We start from the raw sequence: 19,427 nt of genomic DNA, 5'->3' as shown, positions 1-19,427 counted from the left end.
ATCCCATGCACGTACTCGTCCTCGGTGGCACGACGGAGGCCCGCCGCCTCGCCGAGAGCCTGGCGGAGGCGCTCCCGGCCGGGGCTCGGGTCACCAGCTCGCTCGCCGGCCGGGTGGCCAGTCCGAAGCTGCCGCCCGGTGAGGTGCGGGTCGGCGGGTTCGGCGGAGCCGACGGGCTCGCCGAGTGGCTGCGTACGCACCGGGTCGACGCGCTCATCGATGCCACCCATCCTTTCGCAGGGACGATCAGTTTCCATGCGGCGTCGGCCGCCGCCGCCGCCCATGTTCCCCTGCTCGCGCTGCGCCGGCCCGGCTGGGTGCCCGTCGACGGCGACCGCTGGCATCCGGTCGGATCGCTGGACGAGGCGGCCGCCGCCCTGCCCGGGCTGGGCCGCCGCGTCTTCCTGACCACGGGCCGGATGGGACTCGCCGCCTTCGCCGGCCTCGACTCCCTGTGGTTCCTGATGCGGTCCGTGGACGCCCCCGACGGGCCGCACCCGGCGCGGATGGAGGTCCTGCTGGACCGGGGGCCCTTCACCCTCGACGGCGAGCGCGAGCTGATCCGCCGTCACCGCCTCGATGTCCTCGTCACGAAGGACAGCGGGGGTGACGCCACCGCACCGAAGCTGGCCGCCGCCCGGGAGGCCGGCATCCCGGTGGTGGTGGTGCGCCGGCCGCCGGTCCCGGAGGGCGTACCCGTGGTCGGTACGCCGGAACTCGCCGTGGACTGGCTGGCCGGCCTGCGTCGCTGAGGCCGGGCCTCAGGCCTCCGGGTACCGCCGCGGCGTCCACACGATCTGCCGGCCGTCCCCCCGCCGCACCGACCGCGTCTGCGAGGAACCGACCAGCAGGATCGTCCGCATGTCGACCTCGGCCGGATCCAGCTCGGCCAGGGTGACGATCCGTACGCTCTCCGAGGGTCCGCCCACATCCCGGCCCACCACCACCGGCGTATCCGGCGAACGGTGCTCCAGCAGCAGGTCACGGGCCTTGCCGACCTGCTCGGTGCGGGTCCGCGAACCCGGGTTGTACAGCGCCAGCACCAGATCCGCCGCCGCGGCCGCGCGCAGCCGGGCGGCGATCACCTCCCACGGCTTGAGCCGGTCGGAGAGCGAGATCGTGGCGTAGTCGTGGCCGAGCGGTGCGCCCGCGCGGGCGGCGGCCGCGTTGGCCGCGGTCACACCCGGCAGCACCCGCACGGGCACCTTCGCGTACACGTCCTGCGAGGCCACCTCCAGCACGGCGGTCGCCATGGCGAAGATCCCCGGATCGCCGCCCGACACCACGGCCACGCGGCGGCCGCGGCGGGCCAGGTCGAGGGCGAACTCGGCGCGCTCCGACTCCACCTTGTTGTCGGAACCGTGGCGGGCCTGTCCTGGGCGGACCGGAACCCGGTCCAGGTACGTGGTGTAGCCGACGAGGTCGTCGGCGGCGGCCAGCGCCCCGCGGGTCTCCGGGGTCAGCCACAGCGGTCCGGCGGGACCGGTACCGACGACCACGACCTCACCGGTGCCCGCCGCGTCCGCACTCGCTTCCGGGCGGGGTGCGTCGATCCGGCTGGGCAGCACCGCGACGGCGAAGTACGGCACGGAGTCCGGGTCGGTGTCCGCCAGATCGCCGGTACGCTCCCCGGCCATCGTGGCGCGCTCCACGTAGCGCGCCTCGTCGAGCCGCCCCGACGCCTCGAAGGCGCGGCGCACCGCGGGGAACGTACGCCCCAGCTTCATCACCACGGCGGCGTCGGTGGCGGCCAGCCTGGCGGTCAGCTCCTCCTCCGGCAGGGTGCCGGGCAGGATCGTCAGCACCTCTTCGCCCTCGGCGAGCGGGGTGCCGAGCCGGGCGGCGGCTGCGCTGACCGAAGTGACGCCGGGGATCACCTCGGTGGGATAGCGGTCGGCGAGCCGCTTGTGCATGTGCATGTACGAGCCGTAGAACATCGGGTCGCCCTCGGCGAGCACCGCGACCGTCCGTCCGGCGTCCAGGTGCACCGCCAGCCGGGCCGCGGCCTCGCCGTAGAACTCCTCCATCGCGCCCCGGTAGCCCCCGGGGTGGTCGGTGGTCTCCGTCGTGACCGGGTAGACCAGCTTCTCCTCGATGTGGTCCGCGCGGATGTGCTCGGCGGCGATGGAGCGTGCGATGGAACGTCCGTGGCGGGCGCTGTGATAGGCGATGACATCGGCCTCGGCGATGATCTGCACCGCGCGTACGGTCATCAGTGCCGGATCGCCGGGCCCGAGTCCCACCCCGTACAGCCGGCCCGTGTTCTGTTCGCTCACTCTTACTCTTCCTCGCTGGCGATCGCGTTGAGCGCGGCCGCGGCTATGGCGCTGCCGCCGCGACGGCCCCGTACGACCAGGTGTTCCAGACCGGACGGATGGTCGGCCAGGGCGTCCTTGGACTCGGCGGCTCCGACGAAACCGACGGGCACACCGATGACTGCGGCCGGGCGGGGAGCACCCTCCTCGATCATCTCGAGCAGCCGGAACAGCGCGGTCGGCGCGTTGCCCACGGCCACCACCGCCCCTTCCATGCGGTCCCGCCACAGCTCCATCGCGGCGGCGCTGCGGGTCGTGCCCAGCTTCGCGGCGAGATCGGGGACCGCCGGGTCCGACAGGGTGCAGATGACCTCGTTGTCGGCGGGGAGCCGCTTGCGGGTGACACCGCTGGCGACCATGGCCACGTCACACAGGATCGGCGCGCCGGAGCGCAGCGCCCGGCGGGCGTCGGCCACGACGCCCGGGGTGAAGTCGATGTCGCGTACCAGGTCGACCATGCCGCAGGCGTGGATCATGCGGACCGCGACCTGACTGACGTCGGCGGGCAGGCCCGCGAGATCCGCCTCGGCGCGGATGGTGGCGAAGGACTGGCGGTAGATCGCCGGTCCGTCCTTCTCGTACTGGAACACGGTGGTTTCGCTCTCTCCGGTCGGTGGGTGGTCGGGCTGACAAACGGTGGGGCCCTGGGGCCGGTGGTTCAGCTACAGGTGCTTCGGGCGGCCGTCACTGCGGCGGCCAGGTCGGACGGGCTGCCGTGGACCGTCGCCGGCGCGCCCCGCACGTCTCCGCGCACCCGGGACACCTGGTGCCCGCCGGGGACGGCGACGACGTCGACCCAGCTGCCCTTGGGGTGGCCGCACCGGCGTTCACAGCCGGACCAGTACACGGGGAGTCGCGCGATGCCCGGCTCCCCCGCCGTCACCGCGGCCTCCGCGTCCCCCCGTACATCGGCCAGGGACTTCGCACAGCCCGGCCGGCCGATGCAGGCCCCGACGCCGGTCCACGCGGAGTCGGGCCCGGCCACCAGTCCGGCCGCGCCCCACTCGGCCAGCCGCGCCGCCGCGCCGCCGCGCGCCACACCTGTCACGACGACGCTCCGCCAGGGGGTCAGCCGCACCTCACCGCCCGCGCGGGTCAGGCTCTCCCACTGCGCACCGGTGAGGCGTCCGAACGGCACACCCACACAGAGCGCGGCCGGGCCGGAGGTGGCGACGAGCCCGTACCCGGGCTCCTGCGCCGCCGTCGGCGGTGGTACGTGCTCCACGTGGCGGGCCGCGTCAACTCCGGCCGCACGCAACGCCGTTTCCACCGTTCCCAGCAACTCATCGGAAGCGAGCGGCAGTTCGCTCACCCGCCAGGCGCCCGTCTCCCGGGCCGCGTCCAGAAACGTCTCGGCGGCAATGAGCGCGGCACGGGGCGCATCCGCCCCGGAGACCCTCAGAACCGCCCCCGCGGTCCCGATCCGCAGCAGCGCGCTCCCGTCGCTCCACCCCAGCAACGTCACATCCGCACCCAGGGCATCCACGTCACCGCGGCCGTCGTCGAGCGCGAACAGAAAGCGGCCGGACAACCCGGCCGCTTTGTCACTTCCGCACAACAGCCCGTCCAGCGCGGTCAGCCACGGCCGGACGTCCGACCGGCCCCGGCCGTCCAGCCCGGAGAGCGGGGAGGCCACCACGTTACGTATCCGCTCATGGCGCCGGGACGGCAGCAGCCCTGCCCCGCCGAGGAGTTCGGCGAGCCGTCCGCCGCACTCCTGGCCGAGCCCGCGCAACTGGACATTGCCCCGCGAAGTGAGATGCAGCTCACCGTCGCCCAACTCCCGTGCGGCCTCGAGGAGCACGTCCGCCTGCCGGATGCTCAGCACACCACCGGGGATCCGTACCCGCGCCAGCGCGCCGTCGTCCGCCCGGTGCAGCCGCAGCGACCCCGGGCAGGCATCGTCACGGTCCCGGGACGGAGGCTCCCCCGGGGCCGACGGCGGAGTGGGCGAAGTGGACATGGCGGCGAGCATACCGACCATCATCCTGAGCTGTATGAATCCCATCCGATGTATGACCCTTACTATGCCTAGCAGCGGGCCACCCGGCCCGGCATCGCCAGAGACGGCGACATGGGAGGAAGCCCGGTGCGAATCCGGCGCGGTCCCGCCACTGTGAGTCCGGCCGCAACGGCCGGGCGAGTCAGGAACTCCCTTCCCCGACCTCTCGACCCAGCTCGAGCAGGGGAGCCCATTCCGACACCGCCCGGGGCGTGGACACCCCGAGGAAGGCCCGACGCCGCATGATCCTGCTCCTGTCGACGTCCGACACCGACCTGCTCAGCGCCCGCGCCGCGGACGGTCCGGTGACCTACCGCTACGCCAACCCGTCGCGCCTGCCGCTCGACGACCTCCCGGCTCTCCTCGACGGCACCGACCTCGTCGTCGTACGCCTCCTCGGCGGTGTCCGTGCCTGGCAGGAGGGGCTCGACCAAGTCCTCGCCACCGGCAGGCCGGTTGTCGTCCTCACCGGTGAACAGGCGCCCGACGCCCAGCTGATGGCCGCCTCCACCGTGCCGATCGGGATCGCCGCCGAGGCCCACGCCTACCTGGCGCACGGCGGCCCGGCCAACCTGGACCAGCTGGCCCGGTTCCTCTCCGACACGGTCCTGCTGACCGGCCACGGCTTCGAACCCCCGGCGCCCGCCCCGTCCTGGGGCCCCCTGGAGCGCACCGCGCGCGCCACCGACGGCCCGACCATCGCGGTGCTCTACTACCGCGCCCACCACATGAGCGGGAACACCGCGTTCATCGACACGCTCTGCCGGGCGGTCGAGGACGCGGGGGCCCGCGCCCTCCCCCTGTACGTCGCCTCGCTGCGTACCCCGGAACCCGAACTCATCGACGAACTGCGCGCCGCCGACGCCATCGTCACCACCGTCCTCGCCGCGGGCGGCACCCGCCCCGCCGAGGCGTCCGCCGGCGGCGACGACGAGTCCTGGGACGCCGGCGCGCTCACCGGCCTCGATGTACCGATCCTGCAGGCGCTCTGCCTGACCGGCTCGCGCAGCGACTGGGAGGACAACGACGAGGGCGTCTCCCCGCTCGACGCGGCCAGCCAGATCGCGGTCCCCGAGTTCGACGGCCGGCTGATCACCGTCCCGTTCTCCTTCAAGGAGATCGACGAGGACGGCCTGCCCGCATACGTCGCCGACACCGAGCGCGCCGCCCGGGTCGCCGGAATCGCCGTACGCCACGCGCGGCTGCGCCACATCCCGGCCGCGGACAAGCGCCTGGCGCTCGTCCTCTCCGCGTACCCGACGAAGCACTCCCGGATCGGCAACGCGGTCGGCCTCGACACCCCGGCCAGCGCCGTCGCCCTGCTGCGCCGACTGCGCGCCGAGGGCTACGACTTCGGCCCCGAAGCCGACCTCCCCGGCCTGGTCTCCGGCGACGGCGACGAGCTGATCTACGCCCTGATCGAGGCCGGCGGCCACGACCAGGAGTGGCTGACCGAGGAGCAGCTGGCCCGCAACCCGGTCCGGATCCCGGCCGCCGACTACCGGCGCTGGTACGCCACGCTGCCGGAAGAACTCCGCGCCGCCGTCGAGCAGCACTGGGGCCCGCCGCCCGGCGAGATGTTCGTGGACCGCTCCCGCAACCCCGAGGGCGACATCGTGCTCGCCGCCCTGAGCCGCGGGAACCTCCTGATCCTCATCCAGCCGCCGCGCGGCTTCGGCGAGAACCCGATCGCGATCTACCACGACCCCGATCTGCCGCCCTCGCACCACTACCTGGCCGCATACCGCTGGATCGCGGCCGCCCAGGACGACGGCGGCTTCGGCGCCGACGCGATGATCCACCTCGGCAAGCACGGCAATCTGGAGTGGCTGCCCGGCAAGAACGCGGGCCTGTCCGCCGCCTGCGGCCCGGACGCGGCACTGGGCGATCTCCCGCTCGTCTACCCGTTCCTGGTGAACGACCCGGGCGAGGGTACGCAGGCCAAGCGCCGCGTCCACGCCACCCTGATCGACCACCTCGTACCGCCGATGGCCCGCGCGGACAGCTACGGCGACATCGCACGCCTGGAGCAGCTCCTCGACGAGCACGCCCAGATCGCCGCGATGGACCCGGCGAAGCTGCCCGCGATCCGCGCCCAGATCTGGACCCTGATCCAGGCCGCCAAGCTCGACCACGACCTGGGGCTCGACGACCGCCCGGACGACGAGGGCTTCGACGAATTCATCATGCATCTGGACGGCTGGCTCTGCGAGATCAAGGACGCCCAGATCCGCGACGGGCTGCACGTCCTGGGTGGCGCCCCGGCCGGTCCGGACCGGGTCAACCTGGTCCTGGCGATCCTGCGCGCCCGCCAGATCTGGGGCGGTACGGCGTCGCTGCCGGGGCTGCGCGAGGCCCTGGGCCTCGACGAGTCCGCCGCCACCCGCACCACGGCGGACCAGGCCGAGGAGCAGGCACGCGCCCTGGTCCAGGCGATGGAGGACGCGGACTGGGACCCGTCGGCCGTTGCGACCGTGGCCGCGGCCCACCCTCAACCGGTCAGGGACATCCTCGACTTCGCAGCCCGCGAGGTGGTCCCCCGGCTGGCCGCCACCACAGCGGAACTGGACCACACCGTCCACGCCCTGAACGGCGGCTTCGTCCCCGCGGGCCCGTCCGGCTCCCCGCTGCGTGGCCTGGTCAACGTCCTGCCGACCGGCCGCAACTTCTACTCCGTGGACCCGAAGGCGGTCCCGTCCCGGCTCGCCTGGGAGACCGGCCAGGCCCTGGCCGACTCACTCCTGGGGCGCTACCGCACCGACAACGGCGAATGGCCCACCTCGGTCGGCCTCTCCCTGTGGGGCACCAGCGCGATGCGGACGTCGGGCGACGACGTCGCCGAGGCCCTGGCGCTGCTCGGCATCCGCCCGGTCTGGGACGACGCCTCACGCCGCGTCACCGGTCTGGAACCGATCGACCTCGCCGACCTGGGCCGCCCGCGCATCGACGTGACCCTGCGCATCTCCGGCTTCTTCCGCGACGCGTTCCCGCACACCATCGGGCTGCTCGACGACGCGGTACGCCTCGCCGCATCCCTCGACGAACCCGCCGACCACAACCACATCCGCGCCCACGCCCAGGCCGACCTCGCCGAACACGGCGACGAACGCCGCGCCACCACCCGTATCTTCGGCTCCCGCCCCGGTACGTACGGAGCGGGCCTCCTCCAGCTCATCGACAGCCGCGACTGGCGCACCGACGCCGACCTCGCCGAGGTCTACACGGTCTGGGGCGGCTACGCCTACGGGCGCGAACTCGACGGCCGGCCGGCCCGCGACGAGATGGAGACGGCCTACAAGCGGATCGCCGTGGCCGCCAAGAACACGGACACCCGCGAGCACGACATCGCGGACTCGGACGACTACTTCCAGTACCACGGCGGCATGGTGGCCACCGTCCGCGCCCTGCGCGGCACGGCCCCCGAGGCGTACATCGGCGACTCCACACGCCCGGAGACGGTCCGCACCCGCACCCTGGTCGAGGAGACGTCCCGGGTCTTCCGCGCACGCGTGGTCAACCCCAAGTGGATCGAGGCGATGCGCCGCCACGGTTACAAGGGCGCCTTCGAGCTGGCCGCGACGGTCGACTACCTCTTCGGCTACGACGCGACGACGGGCGTGGTCGCCGACTGGATGTACGACAAGCTCACCGAGACGTACGTCCTGGACCCGACCAACCGCGAGTTCCTCCAGCAGGCCAACCCCTGGGCCCTCCACGGCATCGCGGAGCGCCTCCTGGAAGCCGAGTCCCGCGGCATGTGGTCCAAGCCCGACCCGGCGGTCCTGGAGGCGCTGCGCCAGGTGTTCCTGGAGACGGAGGGGGACCTGGAGGGCGAGGACTGACCCCGACGTGCGTGGTGGGACTTCCCGGACCCGGCCTCAGCGGCGGGACATGTACAGGTCGAGTGCCTTGTGCAGGAACCTGTTGAGAGGGAAGTCCCATTCGCCGAGGTACTCCACGGCCTCACCGCCGGTGCCGACCTTGAAGCGGAGCAGGCCGAGCAGATGGTTGCCCTCGTCCAGGGTGTCGGTGATGCCACGCAGGTCGTAGACGCTCGCACCGAGTTCGTGGGCGTCGGACATCATCTGCCACTGGATGGCGTTGTTGGGCTGGACCTCGCGCTTGCGGTCGGTGGAGGCGCCGTACGAGTACCAGACGTGCTCGCCCACGGTCAGCATCGTCGCCGCCGCAAGCACCTCGCCCTCGTGATGGGCGAGGTAGAGCCGCATCCGGTCCGGGTCCTCGGCCGTGAGCGCGGTCCACATCCGCTGGAAGTAGGCAGGCGGGCGGGGGATGAACCGGTCCCGCCGGGCGGTCTCGACGTAAAGCCGGTGGAAGGCGGGCAGGTCCTCGTAGCCGCCCCGGACGACTTTGACGCCGGCCTTCTCGGCCTTCTTGATGTTGCGGCGCCACTGCTGGTTGAGACCTCGCTGGACCTCATCCAGCGACTTGCCCGCGAACGGGACCTGGAATACGTACCGCGGCTGCCCGGCGGCGAAGCCGTCCTCGCTGCCGGGCTCGGTCTGCCGCCAGCCCATCGCTCGCAGCCGGTCGGCGACGTCGAAGGCCCGTGGCTCGCGGACGGTGGCCTCGGCGTCCCCCAGCCGTCCCGCCCGCGGGTCGGCGATCGCGGCCTTGACGGCCTCCGCGCTCCAGCGGCGGGCGACGACAGGCGGGCCCATCTTCACCGAGAACACGCCCTGCGCCTTCAGGTGGTCGAGCATCGGCTGCAGCCACCGTTCCAGATCCGGCGCGGACCAGTCGATGAGCGGCCCTTCCGGCAGATAGGCGAGGTATCGCCTGAGCTTCGGCAACGGCCTGAGCAGGACCAGCCCCACGCCGACGAGCCGATCGCTCTCGTCGAGCCAGCCCAGGCTCCGCGCCCGCCAGTCCGGCTTCACATCCCCCCACGACGGAAGCTGCATGTGGCTCGCGGAGGGCCGGTCGCTGACGAAGGCCAGGTGCTCCTCGCGGGTGATCGCCTTCAGGCGCAGACTCATGCGCAATGCTCCTTCGTCCGGGCGCATCAGCCTACTGAGATGCACCTCACATCAACGGCAACCGGCTCGCCGCCGCGGAGAAGAGGCAGCAGGACGCAGGTGTGATCACTCGGCCGGGTGGACCCGGCCGGGCGACCGCCCGTCGCGCGTCGAGCGCCCGAGGTACTCGGGATCATGCGCAGGTGATCTTCGTGAACCGCCGCTCCGTGCGCCGCCCGCGCGGCCCCCTGGCCCCGATCGGTCTCGGGGCCCTCGCCGTCCTGTCCCTGCTGCCGGGCACGCTGCCCGCCGCCGCGCAGCCGGTGGCCGCCGCGCAGCTCGCTGCCGCCGCACCCCTGCCTCCGCCCACCCGCGGGGAGTACCTGGCCTCCGCGCGGCTCGCCGCGATCCGGAACGATCCGGCCGCGCTGAGTGCCTTCTTCACGGCACTGCCGAAGGGAGGGGACCTGCACAACCACCTGTCGGGCGCCGCCTCGACCGAGTACCTGATCTCGCTCGCCGCGGACGACGGTCTGTGCATCGACGAGCAGACGCTGACTGCGGTGCCGCCGCCGTGCGGTCCGGGCCGACGACCGGCGTCCGACGCCCTGACCGATGCCGCTTTCCGCCGCGCGGTGCTGCAGGCCTGGTCCATGCAGGACTTCCCGCCGGGCCAGTCGGGGCACGACCACTTCTTCGACACGTTCGGGAAGTTCGGCGAGGTCACCTGGCGCCACCGGGGCAAGCTGCTCGCCGACGTGGCCGACACCGTCGCGCGGCAGAACCAGTTCTATCTGGAGACGATGGTGACCCCGGCGTCCGACGGTGCGCGAATCCTGGCCGACTCGGTCGGCTGGGACGAGGACCTGGCGAAGCTGCACAGCAAACTGCTGGCCGGCGGCAAGCTGGACGAGCTGGTCGCCGAGGCGAGCCGGGAGACGGACGAGTCCGACGCCGAGTTCCGCACGGCGGCACGGTGCGGCACGCCGCGCGCGGAGGCCGGCTGCCGGGTGCCGGTGCGGTGGATCTCCCAGGTGTCGCGCGGCAGTTCACCCGAGCGGGTCTTCACCCAGATGGCCCTGGGACTGCGCCTTGCCGAACGGGACAAGCGGTTCGTCGCCGTCAATCTGGTGCAGCCGGAGGACTGGGACAGCTCCCTGCGGAACTACAGCCTCCAGATGCGGATGCTCGACTACCTGCACCGTGTGTATCCCAAGGCGCACATCACCCTGCACGCCGGCGAGTTGTGGCCCGGCCTGGTCAAGCCCGAAGATCTGGCCTTCCACATCGGTGAGGCTGTGAACATCGGCCACGCCGAGCGCATCGGCCACGGCGTCGACCTGGTCCACGAGGACAACTGGCAGCGGCTCGCCCGCACCATGGCCGACCGGCAGATCGCGGTCGAAGTGCCGTTCACCAGCAACGCGCAGATTCTCGGGGTCAAGGGCGCCGACCACCCCTTCACGACCTACCGCGCCTACGGTGTGCCCGTCGTGCTGGCCACCGATGACCCCGGCGTCTCCCGGATCGACATCAGCCACGAGTACCGGTACGCCGCCAGGACGTACGACCTCGGCTACCGCGAGCTGAAGGACCTCGCGCGAGCCTCCCTGGAGTACGCCTTCCTGCCGGGTGCCGGCCTCTGGCAGGGCAACCCGACCCGCGACGGCTACCGGCTCACCGGCCCCTGCCGCAACACCAGCCCCGGCGCGGACAACCCCCCGCAGCAGTGCCGGCGACTCCTGAACACCAGCGCCAAGGCTCAGGTCCAGTGGCGTCAGGAGGCCGCATTCGTGGCCTTCGAGCGGCGTTTCGCCACCACCAGGGCAGACTGACGGACCCGGCGCACCCGGTCCTGACGCAACGGGCGCCCGCCAACGACGGAGCGCCCCGCCCGGTCGGAACCGGGCGGGGCGCTCCCTTGCAGGTCAGAGGCCGAAACCTCGCCCCGCAACACGTAGGCCGTGTGGGACTCGAACCCACAACCAACGGATTAAAAGTCCGCTGCTCTGCCAATTGAGCTAACGGCCCTCGGCGAATCACCCCTGAGCATAGCCCGCCGCGGCCCGGCCGCCGATCGGGTATCGGCCGCCGGGCCCGTCGAGCCGTCAGCCGGAGGTCGTCAGTCCACCGACATGTCCGCGCTCGTGCGTTTGTGATCCGGTTCGAGGAACCAGTGGCGCGCCGAAGCGAACCACCACGTCGCCGCGAACCCCAGAACCACCAGGACCGCGATCGGGGCGTAGTTGAACGTCTCCCAGGTGACCGGGGACAGCTGCGGCAGCATGAAGAGGACTGTGATGACGGCCACCCACACCACCGCGACGATCCCGATGGGCCGGGACCAGCGGCCGAGGTGCCACGGCCCCGGGGTGAAGTCGTCGCCGCGCAGGAGGCGAAGCAGGGTGGGGATGACGTACGCGATGTAGAGGCCGATCACCGCTATCGAGGTCACCGCGGCGTACGCGGTGACGTTGATCAGGTACGGGAGGCCGAGGGCCAGTGCGCCGGTCGCGGCCAGCCAGACCGCGGCGACGGGGGTGCGGGTGCGGGGGCTGACCGTGTGCCAGACGCGGGAGAGAGGGAGTGCGCCGTCCCGGGAGAACGCGTAGATCATGCGACTGTTGGCGGTCACGGACGCCATCCCGCAGAACAGCTGCGCACCGATGACGACCAGCAGCAGGAGCTTGCCGGTGGTGGCGCCGAGGGCGTCCAGGAGGATCTGGGCGGGCGGGGCGCCGGTCGGCGAGTTCAGGGCTCCGTCGTAGGACTGGATGGCGAAGGTGAAGCCGAGGAGAAGGACGAAGCCGGCGATCCAGGAGGTCCAGATCGACTGGACGATGCCCCGCGGGCCCGCCGTCGCCGCGTCGTGGGTCTCCTCCGTCATGTGGGCGGACGCGTCGTAGCCGGTGAAGGTGTACTGGGCCATCAGGAGCCCGATCATCACGACGTAGAAGCCGCTGCCCCAGCCGGTGTTGTTCACGAACTCGGTGAAGACGAACGACGCCGACTGATGGGAGTCCGGTACGAAGGTCAGCGCGCCGACGATGACGGCGACCCCCAGCACGTGCCACCACACGCTCACACTGTTCAGGATCGCGACGATGCGGACGCCGAACGTGTTCAGGAGTCCGTGCAACAGCAGGATCGCGGCGAACAGCACGATCGTGCGGCCGGGCGTCACCTCGAAGTCGAACTGGAGATTCAGATACGCCCCGAGGAAGGACGCCGCCCCGAAGTCGATCCCCGCGGTGACGGCGACCTGGCCGAGGACGTTGAACCAGCCCGTGAACCAGGCCCAGGCCGCCGCGGAGCGCGGCGGGGCCAGCCGGTGCGCCCAGAAGTAGAGGCCGGCGGAGGTCGGGTACGCCGAACAGATCTCCGCCATCGCCAGCCCGACGAACAGCGTCATGAGGCCGACGCCGACCCAGCCCCAGGTGATGACGGCGGGACCGCCGGTGTTCATGCCGAACAGATACAGCGTCAGGCAGCCGGAGAGCACCGAGATGATCGTGAACGAGACGGCGTAGTTGGAGAAGGCGGACATACGCCGGGCGAGCGTCTGCGTGTACCCGAGCTGCGCCAGACGCTCCTCGTCGGAAACGCCCGGTGGCGGCTTGTCCTCGCTGATGTCTGTTGTCATGACCCCAGCGATGCCCTCGCCCCGGCGTACGCATGCCGCCGGCGTGGTTACGACTGGGAAAACATGGCATACGACGCAAGGGCGCGGCCCGGAGGCCGCGCCCTTGCGTCTGCTCGTGCCCGGCTCTCAGCTGATCTTCGAGTACTTCTTCCAGCGCGTGTCGGCCAGCTTCTTCGGCGCCGAGAAGCCCCCGGTGTGATTCGCGTTGTAGAGGTACACCGCGCCCGCGGGCGTCCGGGCGAGGATGTCCTGCAGCCCGTTGTGGTCCATGTCGCCGCTGCCGACGATCGCGTTGTACTTGCCCCAGCCCGAGCCGATCTTCGTCCTTGGCTCGAAACCACCCTTGCCGTTGCCCCGGTAGAGCCAGAGCACGCCTGCGCTGTCCCGCGCCACGATGTCCGCACGGCCGTCGCCCGACAGGTCACCGCGTCCGGCGATGGCGGTGTACGTCTTCCAGGTGGTGACCTTCGTACGGCCCGCCAGGGAGCCGTCGCTCTTGCCGCGGTGGAGCCAGACCACTCCCGTGGTGTCACGCGCGAGAATGTCGGGCAGGCCGTCGCCGCTGAGATCGCGGGAGGCCACGATCTTGTCGTACTTGGACCAGCCGGTGCCCAGTTTCACCCTCGGGGCGTCGCCGACCTCCATGTAGTCGAGCGGATTGGGAATGCGGTAGAGCGTGCCGCCGGGCGTACGGGCGAGTAGGTCGCCCTTGCCGTCGCCACCCATGTCCCCTAGTTCGGTGAGGTAGTTGAAGTCGTCGTCCCAGTCGAGCATCGAACCGGCATCGTCGACGTAGCAGCCCGCGAGCCCGCCCTGCACATTGGTGGTGCAGAGGTCGATCTCGTCGCTGGGTTCCCGAGCCAGGACCGAGCCGCTGATCCGCACGTCGAGATCGACATCGCGCGTCCAGTCGGTGATCGTGGCCCGGTAGGACGAGATCCTGGTGTACAGGCGTACACCGCCCCGGACGCATCCGGTGGCCTTGGTGGCCGATACGGCGATGAGCTTGCCGCCGCCGACAAGCGCGCCGCCCGCGTCGCCGAAGCACTGGTCGTCGTCCGCAACGGGGGCAGCACCCGGCGCCGGGACGGTGCAGAGCGTTCCGCTCGGCAGCGTGCGTCCGAGCAGAGTGGTGCAGTCCGCCCCGGATTTGAGGACAACCTGTTCGGAGTGTCCGGCACGCGGTGCCCCGTCCAGGTCGAATCCGGCCCACGAGTAGAACGTCGCCTTGGCACCGGTGGCGTACAGCGCCGTATCGCTCGACGACGCCAGCACCGGCTTGCCGTACGAGGACGGCGTCTGCCGGACCGCGACCGCGACCGCCCCCTGACGCGTGTTCGTGTCGTATTTCGGGTGGGAGCGGTAGCGCGGGCCGCTGCTGCCACCCGCGAGCTGACCGCTCTTCAGGCTGTAGTCCCACTCCATGTCCGCATTGCTGCGTCCGGTGAAGCAGTCGGGCGTGGCCAGGGTCCGGGTCTTGGACAGCGTGATACCGGTGCAGGCCCGGTGGGAGCCGTCCGCGTCGTCCGCGTAGTAGAGCGGAATGAGCCACGAGGGGACGGTCGTGGCCGCCTGGGCCTGCGGCGCGGAACCCAGCAGCCCGGCCAACACCGCCCCGGTCGCGGCCACAGTGGTGAGAGCCCGGCCACCATCACTCATCATCCACATCAGAAGACCCCCTTGTATGCCTGCCACCCGGTGGCGATCTTCGTACGCGAGCCGAACGACCCCTTGCCATCCCCGTTGTTGCGGTAGAGATTGCCGGAGCCGTCCCGCTCGACGATGTCCGCCTTGCCGTCGCCGGTGATGTCTCCCACCCCGACGACGACGTTGTACGAGGCTCCCCACGCGGAGAAGACCGTCACCCGGTCCTTGAGCACGCCGGTGGCGGTGCCGTTGTAGCGGTAGAGCGTCCCGTCCTTGTGGCGGGCCAGCACATCGCCGTACCCGTCACCGTTGAGGTCTCCCGCACCAACGATCTTCGTGTAGCCGCCCCACGCCGAACGGATCTTCACGCCGGCCTTCAGCTTGCTGTGCCCGTCGTTGGCGAAGAGGTAGATGTCACCGGTGGACGTCTTGCGTGCAAGCAGGTCGGTACGGCCGTCCCCGGTCAGATCGCCCGGCGCCGTCAGTACGTTGTACGCGTTCCAGCCGGTGCCCAGAGATGTGTGGCTGCTGGTCGGCTTGTACGAGTCACCGCACCTGCCGGCGTACCGACGCAGCTCCCCGTTCGGCATCCGTACGAGCATTTCGGAGCACCGGTCGCTGCCCATGTCCCCGAACGGGACGGCGACCGTGCCCGCGGGCCAGCCGGAGGCGGACCGCTTCCAGTCGAAGGTGCCCTTGCCCTCGGTGTAATGAAGGGTCAGGCCGCCGGAGGAGTTGAGTGTGACCAGCTCACCGAGGGCGTAGCCGCCCTGGTCGTGGTGGCCCTGCCGGCCGCCGCTGACCGCGATCTTCCCGCTGGTGGTGTAGGTGCCGTCGCCGTCGGAGGCCTTCGCGCTCAGCGTCCAGGTGTGGGGGCCGTTGAAGGAGTAGCCGCCCGCGTCCGTCCTGCCGTCCCACTCGACCTTGACCTCGGCGCCGGAATCCCCGGAAAGCGTGCGGACCGTGCGACCGAGCGCGTCCTTGACCGTGAAGGTCCACCTCGCCGGCTTGTTGAGCTGCCAGGTGCTGTTCCAGTACTGGCTGCCGTAGGTGTTCTTGTAGTCGAGATAACCGTCGCCGAGATCGGACTCGATCTTCGCCAGCGGTTGTGCGGGCACACCGCTCTGCACGAACCGGATCGCGTGGTCCGGGCCGACGTACGCGATGTCGCCTCCGAACTTGTCCACGGCCCAGGTCAGCCGTCGCTGGTCGGCGGTGCTGCCCGCAGGCAGATCCGCGATCTCCTGGGGCGCCACGGCTTTCCCGGTGTGGAAGTCGGTGAGCATCAACTTCCCGGCGGACCGGTCGTGCTGTACGAGATAGCCGTCGCCGACGAGTGCGGCACCGGACGGAACGGTGAAGCTCTTCTTCGCCGTACGGTCGTACACACCGGCGGGGCCGCTCGTACCGCAGTTCCAGTAGATCCAGCGGCCCACGGTCTGCAGTTCCTTGACCACACAGGGCGCGCCGGTGGCGAGCGTCTCGACGGTCTTCTTCTTTTCGAGATCGATCGCGGTGACGGCTCCGGCGGTGGAATTCGACGTCCACAGCAGGGCTCCCCATACCGAGGCAGCGCCGATGGACCGGGTCATTCGGATATTCGTCGAGCGGTATTCGGAAACGTCGCCGATGTACTGCTTCCCGGTCGACGCGGCGTTGTAGACGAAATAACGTCCGGTGGCGTCCACGAACTGGCCACCCGTGACCGCGGGTTCATCGGCCGAGTGATAGCTGTTGGCCGTCAGCCAGATCTGGGCGCGCTCCACGCCGTTGTTGACGAAGAAGTAGCCCACATGGCCGTTCCCGGTGGCACGCAGCGGCACGCAGGAACCGGCGTCGCACGGCACACGCTTGATGTGGGCACCGTTTGCGAAGGTGCCGGCGTACCCCATGGAAGTCCGGTCACCCACCGTCGACCCGTCCTGGGCAACCTGGCGCGCGAGGACGAACTCCTCACCGCTCGGCGCGATTTCCACCGTGTTCAGCACTCCGCCGGCGAAATCGATACCCCAGACCCCGCTCGTCTGTACGGGGGTCGGCGTGTCCGCGGCACTGGCGCTCGGCACCGTGCCGAGTCCGGCCGCGACGACGGTGATTGCAGCCAGGGCCACGCGACCGCGCCCGACGGAACGGCTGCGTACGAAAGCAAGGCGTGCCAAGAGGACCCCTCCCCGATATGCCTGAAAAGGCATGAATGACACAGGGAGTCAACGACGGCTGCCGCAAAAGGAATCGGGCAAAGCCCCCCGGCCGTGCGCCTGTCCATGCCCTGTGCAAGTTGCCGGATATTAGCAGCCGTTCCGCTTGTGACGTAAGCGAAAAGAAAAGCGGACCCGTCCGTGAAGGACGGGCCCGCTTTCAGCAGACCTTCAGCAGGTCTTCACTGCACTCAGCCGTTGCGCTTCCAGCGCGGCTTGTCGTCGCGACGGCCGAAGGTACCGGTGTTGGTGCCGGTGCCGGTGCCACCGCGGTGGTCGTCGCGGCGGCCGGTCGGACGGTCGCTGCCACCGGAGCGGAAGCCACCGGCCGGACGGTCGTCACGACGGTCGCGGTTGAACGGACGGTCGCTGCCACCGGAGCGGAAGCCACCGGCCGGACGGTCGTCACGACGGTCGCGGTTGAACGACGGACGGTCGTTGTCGCGGTTGAACGACGGACGGTCGTTGTCACGACGGAAGCCACCGGACGGACGGTCGTCACGACGCTGGAAACCACCACGGTCACCACCGCGGTCACCGCCGCGGTCGTCACGACGGTCGCGGTTGAACGACGGACGGTCGTTGTCACGGTTGAACGACGGACGGTCGTTGTCACGACGGAAGCCACCGGACGGACGGTCGTCACGACGCTGGAAACCACCACGGTCACCACCGCGGTCACCGCCGCGGTCGTCACGACGGTCGCGGTTGAACGACGGACGGTCGTTGTCACGACGGAAGCCACCGGACGAACGGTCGTCACGACGCTGGAAACCACCACGGTCACCACCGCGGTCGTCACGACGGTCGCCGCCACGGTATCCACCGCGGTCGCCGCCCCGGTCGTCACGACGGTCGCCACCACGACGGTCGAAGTTGCCGCGGTCGTCGCGACGGTCGTCGCGCGCTGCGGGCTGCTCCGGTACGGAGACGGCGGCCTCGATAGCGGCCTCCGCCTCGGCGGCCGCCTCGGCCACCGCTGCCTCGGGGTCGTCGCCCCGCTCGCGCGCTGCACGGGCGACCAGACGGTCGGCCTCCTCGCGGAGCTCACCGGCGCGGCGCTGGACGCGCTCCAGCTGCTTGGTCAGGTCGGCGACCTCACGCTCCGCCTGCTTGGCGGCGTTGTTCGCGGAGTCGGCCTGGACCTCGGTCAGCGAACGGGCACCGGTGATCTCGGCGACCTCCGGCTCGAAGACGCCCGCGCCCTGCACGATGTGGCGGGAAGCGTCGACGCCCGCGTCCTCCATCAGGCGGAAGATCTGGCGGCGCTGGTGCGGCAGCGCCAGCGAGACGACGACACCGGACTTGCCGGCCCGGGCGGTACGGCCCGAACGGTGCAGGTAGTCCTTGTGGTCACCGGCCGGGTCCACGTTCAGGACCAGGTCGATGCCGTCGACGTGGATACCGCGGGCGGCGACGTCGGTCGCGACGAGCGCGTTGACGTAACCCTTCTTGAAGTCCTCAAGAACGCGGGTACGGGCGCCCTGCGTCATACCGCCGTGCAGCGCGTCCGCCTTCACGCCCGACTCGATGAGCTGCTCGGCGATGCGGTCCGCTCCCAGCTGGGTACGGACGAAGATGATCGTGCGGCCCTTGCGCGCGGCGATGGCGGAGGTGACCGGCGCCTTGTCCTTCGGCTTCACGACGAGGACGTGGTGCGACATGGTCGTGACGTTGCCCTGGGCGCTGTCGACCTCGTGGCTCACCGGGTTGTTCAGGTAGCGCTTGACCAGCGTGCCGATCTCGTTCTCCATCGTGGCGGAGAAGAGCATGCGCTGACCGCCGACCGGAACCTGGTCGAGCAGCTCGGTGACCTCGGGCAGGAAGCCCAGGTCGGACATCTGGTCGGCCTCGTCGAGGACGGCGACCTGGACGTTCTCCAGGGAGCAGGCGCCCCGGTTGATGATGTCGCGCAGCCGGCCCGGGGTGGCGACGAGGACGTCGACACCGCGCTCCAGCGCGTAGATCTGGTTGCCCATCGACGTACCGCCGCAGACGACCTTCATCTTCAGGCCGAGCACGTCGCCGTAAGGCTGCAGCGCGTCCGCGACCTGCATCGCGAGCTCACGGGTCGGGGTGAGGATGACCGCGCGGGGCTTCTTCTTCTCGGTGTGGCCGCCGGCCAGCGTGGCCAGGGTCGGCAGACCGAAGGAGAGCGTCTTGCCGGAGCCGGTACGGCCACGGCCCAGGATGTCCTTGCCGGCCAGGGCGTCCGGAATGGTCGCGGCCTGGATCGGGAAGGGCGCGGTCACACCGTTCTGCGCGAGCTTGCGGACGATGCCCTCGGGCAGGCCCAGGTCCCCGAAGGTGACGGTCGGCTCGGCGTCCCCGGCGTCGGCGGAGGTGGTGTCGGTGTCGGTGTCGGTGGTGGCCTCGGTGGAGTCGACGGTCTCGGTCGACTCGGACACCTCGGCGGCCTCGGCCACTACGGCCTCGGCTGCGGTGACAATCTCGTCGTTCTCGGGCATGACGGTGTTGTCAGAGCTGAAATTGGACATGCGAAATGCGAAACCTTCCGGAGTCTCGGCACGCGCCCATAACTCCGTGATTCGCAATTTCGACCGCCTCAATGCGGTCCAGCCACGGCAAGGGAGAGTACGCGCCACACGGCGCTCTTCTGTGTCGGCGCCGGGCAATGGGATC

11 protein-coding genes, 1 tRNA gene and 1 riboswitch are annotated in these 19,427 nt (G+C 70.8%); of the genes, 3 read left to right on the top strand and 9 right to left on the bottom strand.

Annotated elements, in window-relative coordinates; translation table 11 throughout:
- Positions 1–5: 5 nt before the first annotated feature.
- A complete protein-coding gene (locus tag OHA03_RS14905; RefSeq protein WP_267004337.1) occupies positions 6–752 on the top strand; it encodes a cobalt-precorrin-6A reductase in 747 nt (248 codons plus the stop codon).
- Positions 753–761: 9 nt separating this feature from the next.
- On the opposite strand, the gene OHA03_RS14900 is transcribed toward OHA03_RS14905, so the two are convergent.
- The 3 genes from OHA03_RS14900 to OHA03_RS14890 all read right to left on the bottom strand — a co-directional run bounded on the left by OHA03_RS14900 (position 762) and on the right by OHA03_RS14890 (position 4,290).
- On the bottom strand, positions 762–2,276 hold the full coding sequence (locus OHA03_RS14900) for a precorrin-2 C(20)-methyltransferase (protein ID WP_267004336.1): 1,515 nt from the start codon (positions 2,274–2,276) through the stop codon (positions 762–764).
- 2 nt (positions 2,277–2,278) lie between these two features.
- A complete protein-coding gene (locus tag OHA03_RS14895) occupies positions 2,279–2,905 on the bottom strand; it encodes a precorrin-8X methylmutase (RefSeq protein ID WP_030929633.1) in 627 nt (208 codons plus the stop codon).
- Between the two features lie 68 nt (positions 2,906–2,973).
- Positions 2,974–4,290 (bottom strand): cobalamin biosynthesis protein CobG, encoded by a 1,317-nt coding sequence (locus OHA03_RS14890; protein ID WP_267004335.1) that lies wholly within the window; start codon positions 4,288–4,290, stop codon positions 2,974–2,976.
- A 103-nt stretch (positions 4,291–4,393) separates the two neighbouring features.
- Positions 4,394–4,469, top strand: a riboswitch (cobalamin riboswitch).
- 90 nt (positions 4,470–4,559) lie between these two features.
- On the opposite strand from OHA03_RS14890, the gene cobN reads away from it, so the two are divergent.
- On the top strand, positions 4,560–8,159 hold the full coding sequence (cobN, locus tag OHA03_RS14885) for a cobaltochelatase subunit CobN (protein WP_267008054.1): 3,600 nt from the start codon (positions 4,560–4,562) through the stop codon (positions 8,157–8,159).
- Between the two features lie 36 nt (positions 8,160–8,195).
- Here cobN and OHA03_RS14880 read toward each other — a convergent pair whose 3' ends face one another.
- Positions 8,196–9,317, bottom strand: coding sequence for a peptidoglycan bridge formation glycyltransferase FemA/FemB family protein (locus OHA03_RS14880; RefSeq protein ID WP_267004334.1), 1,122 nt, complete (start codon positions 9,315–9,317; stop codon positions 8,196–8,198).
- Positions 9,318–9,499: 182 nt separating this feature from the next.
- Between OHA03_RS14880 and OHA03_RS14875 the strand changes: the two genes are divergently transcribed.
- Positions 9,500–11,131 (top strand): adenosine deaminase, encoded by a 1,632-nt coding sequence (locus OHA03_RS14875; protein WP_267004333.1) that lies wholly within the window; start codon positions 9,500–9,502, stop codon positions 11,129–11,131.
- 123 nt (positions 11,132–11,254) lie between these two features.
- Here the strand turns inward: OHA03_RS14875 and OHA03_RS14870 are convergent.
- From OHA03_RS14870 to OHA03_RS14850, 5 genes are all read right to left on the bottom strand, one after another.
- Positions 11,255–11,327 (bottom strand) — tRNA-Lys (locus OHA03_RS14870).
- Between the two features lie 91 nt (positions 11,328–11,418).
- Complete coding sequence (locus OHA03_RS14865; protein ID WP_267008053.1) at positions 11,419–12,927, bottom strand: amino acid permease; 1,509 nt, start codon at positions 12,925–12,927, stop codon at positions 11,419–11,421.
- Positions 12,928–13,065: 138 nt separating this feature from the next.
- Positions 13,066–14,607, bottom strand: coding sequence for an FG-GAP-like repeat-containing protein (locus OHA03_RS14860; RefSeq protein ID WP_267004332.1), 1,542 nt, complete (start codon positions 14,605–14,607; stop codon positions 13,066–13,068).
- Positions 14,607–16,745 (bottom strand): FG-GAP-like repeat-containing protein, encoded by a 2,139-nt coding sequence (locus tag OHA03_RS14855; protein ID WP_267004331.1) that lies wholly within the window; start codon positions 16,743–16,745, stop codon positions 14,607–14,609. The genes OHA03_RS14860 and OHA03_RS14855 overlap by 1 nt, the downstream gene beginning before the upstream one ends.
- Before the next feature lie 230 nt (positions 16,746–16,975).
- Positions 16,976–19,282, bottom strand: coding sequence for a DEAD/DEAH box helicase (locus tag OHA03_RS14850; protein WP_267004330.1), 2,307 nt, complete (start codon positions 19,280–19,282; stop codon positions 16,976–16,978).
- Positions 19,283–19,427 lie beyond the last annotated feature (145 nt).

Origin of the sequence: Streptomyces sp. NBC_00154 (assembly GCF_026342835.1) — a bacterium.
Lineage (GTDB): Bacteria > Actinomycetota > Actinomycetes > Streptomycetales > Streptomycetaceae > Streptomyces.
This window is presented reverse-complemented; position numbering and strand designations above follow the sequence as displayed.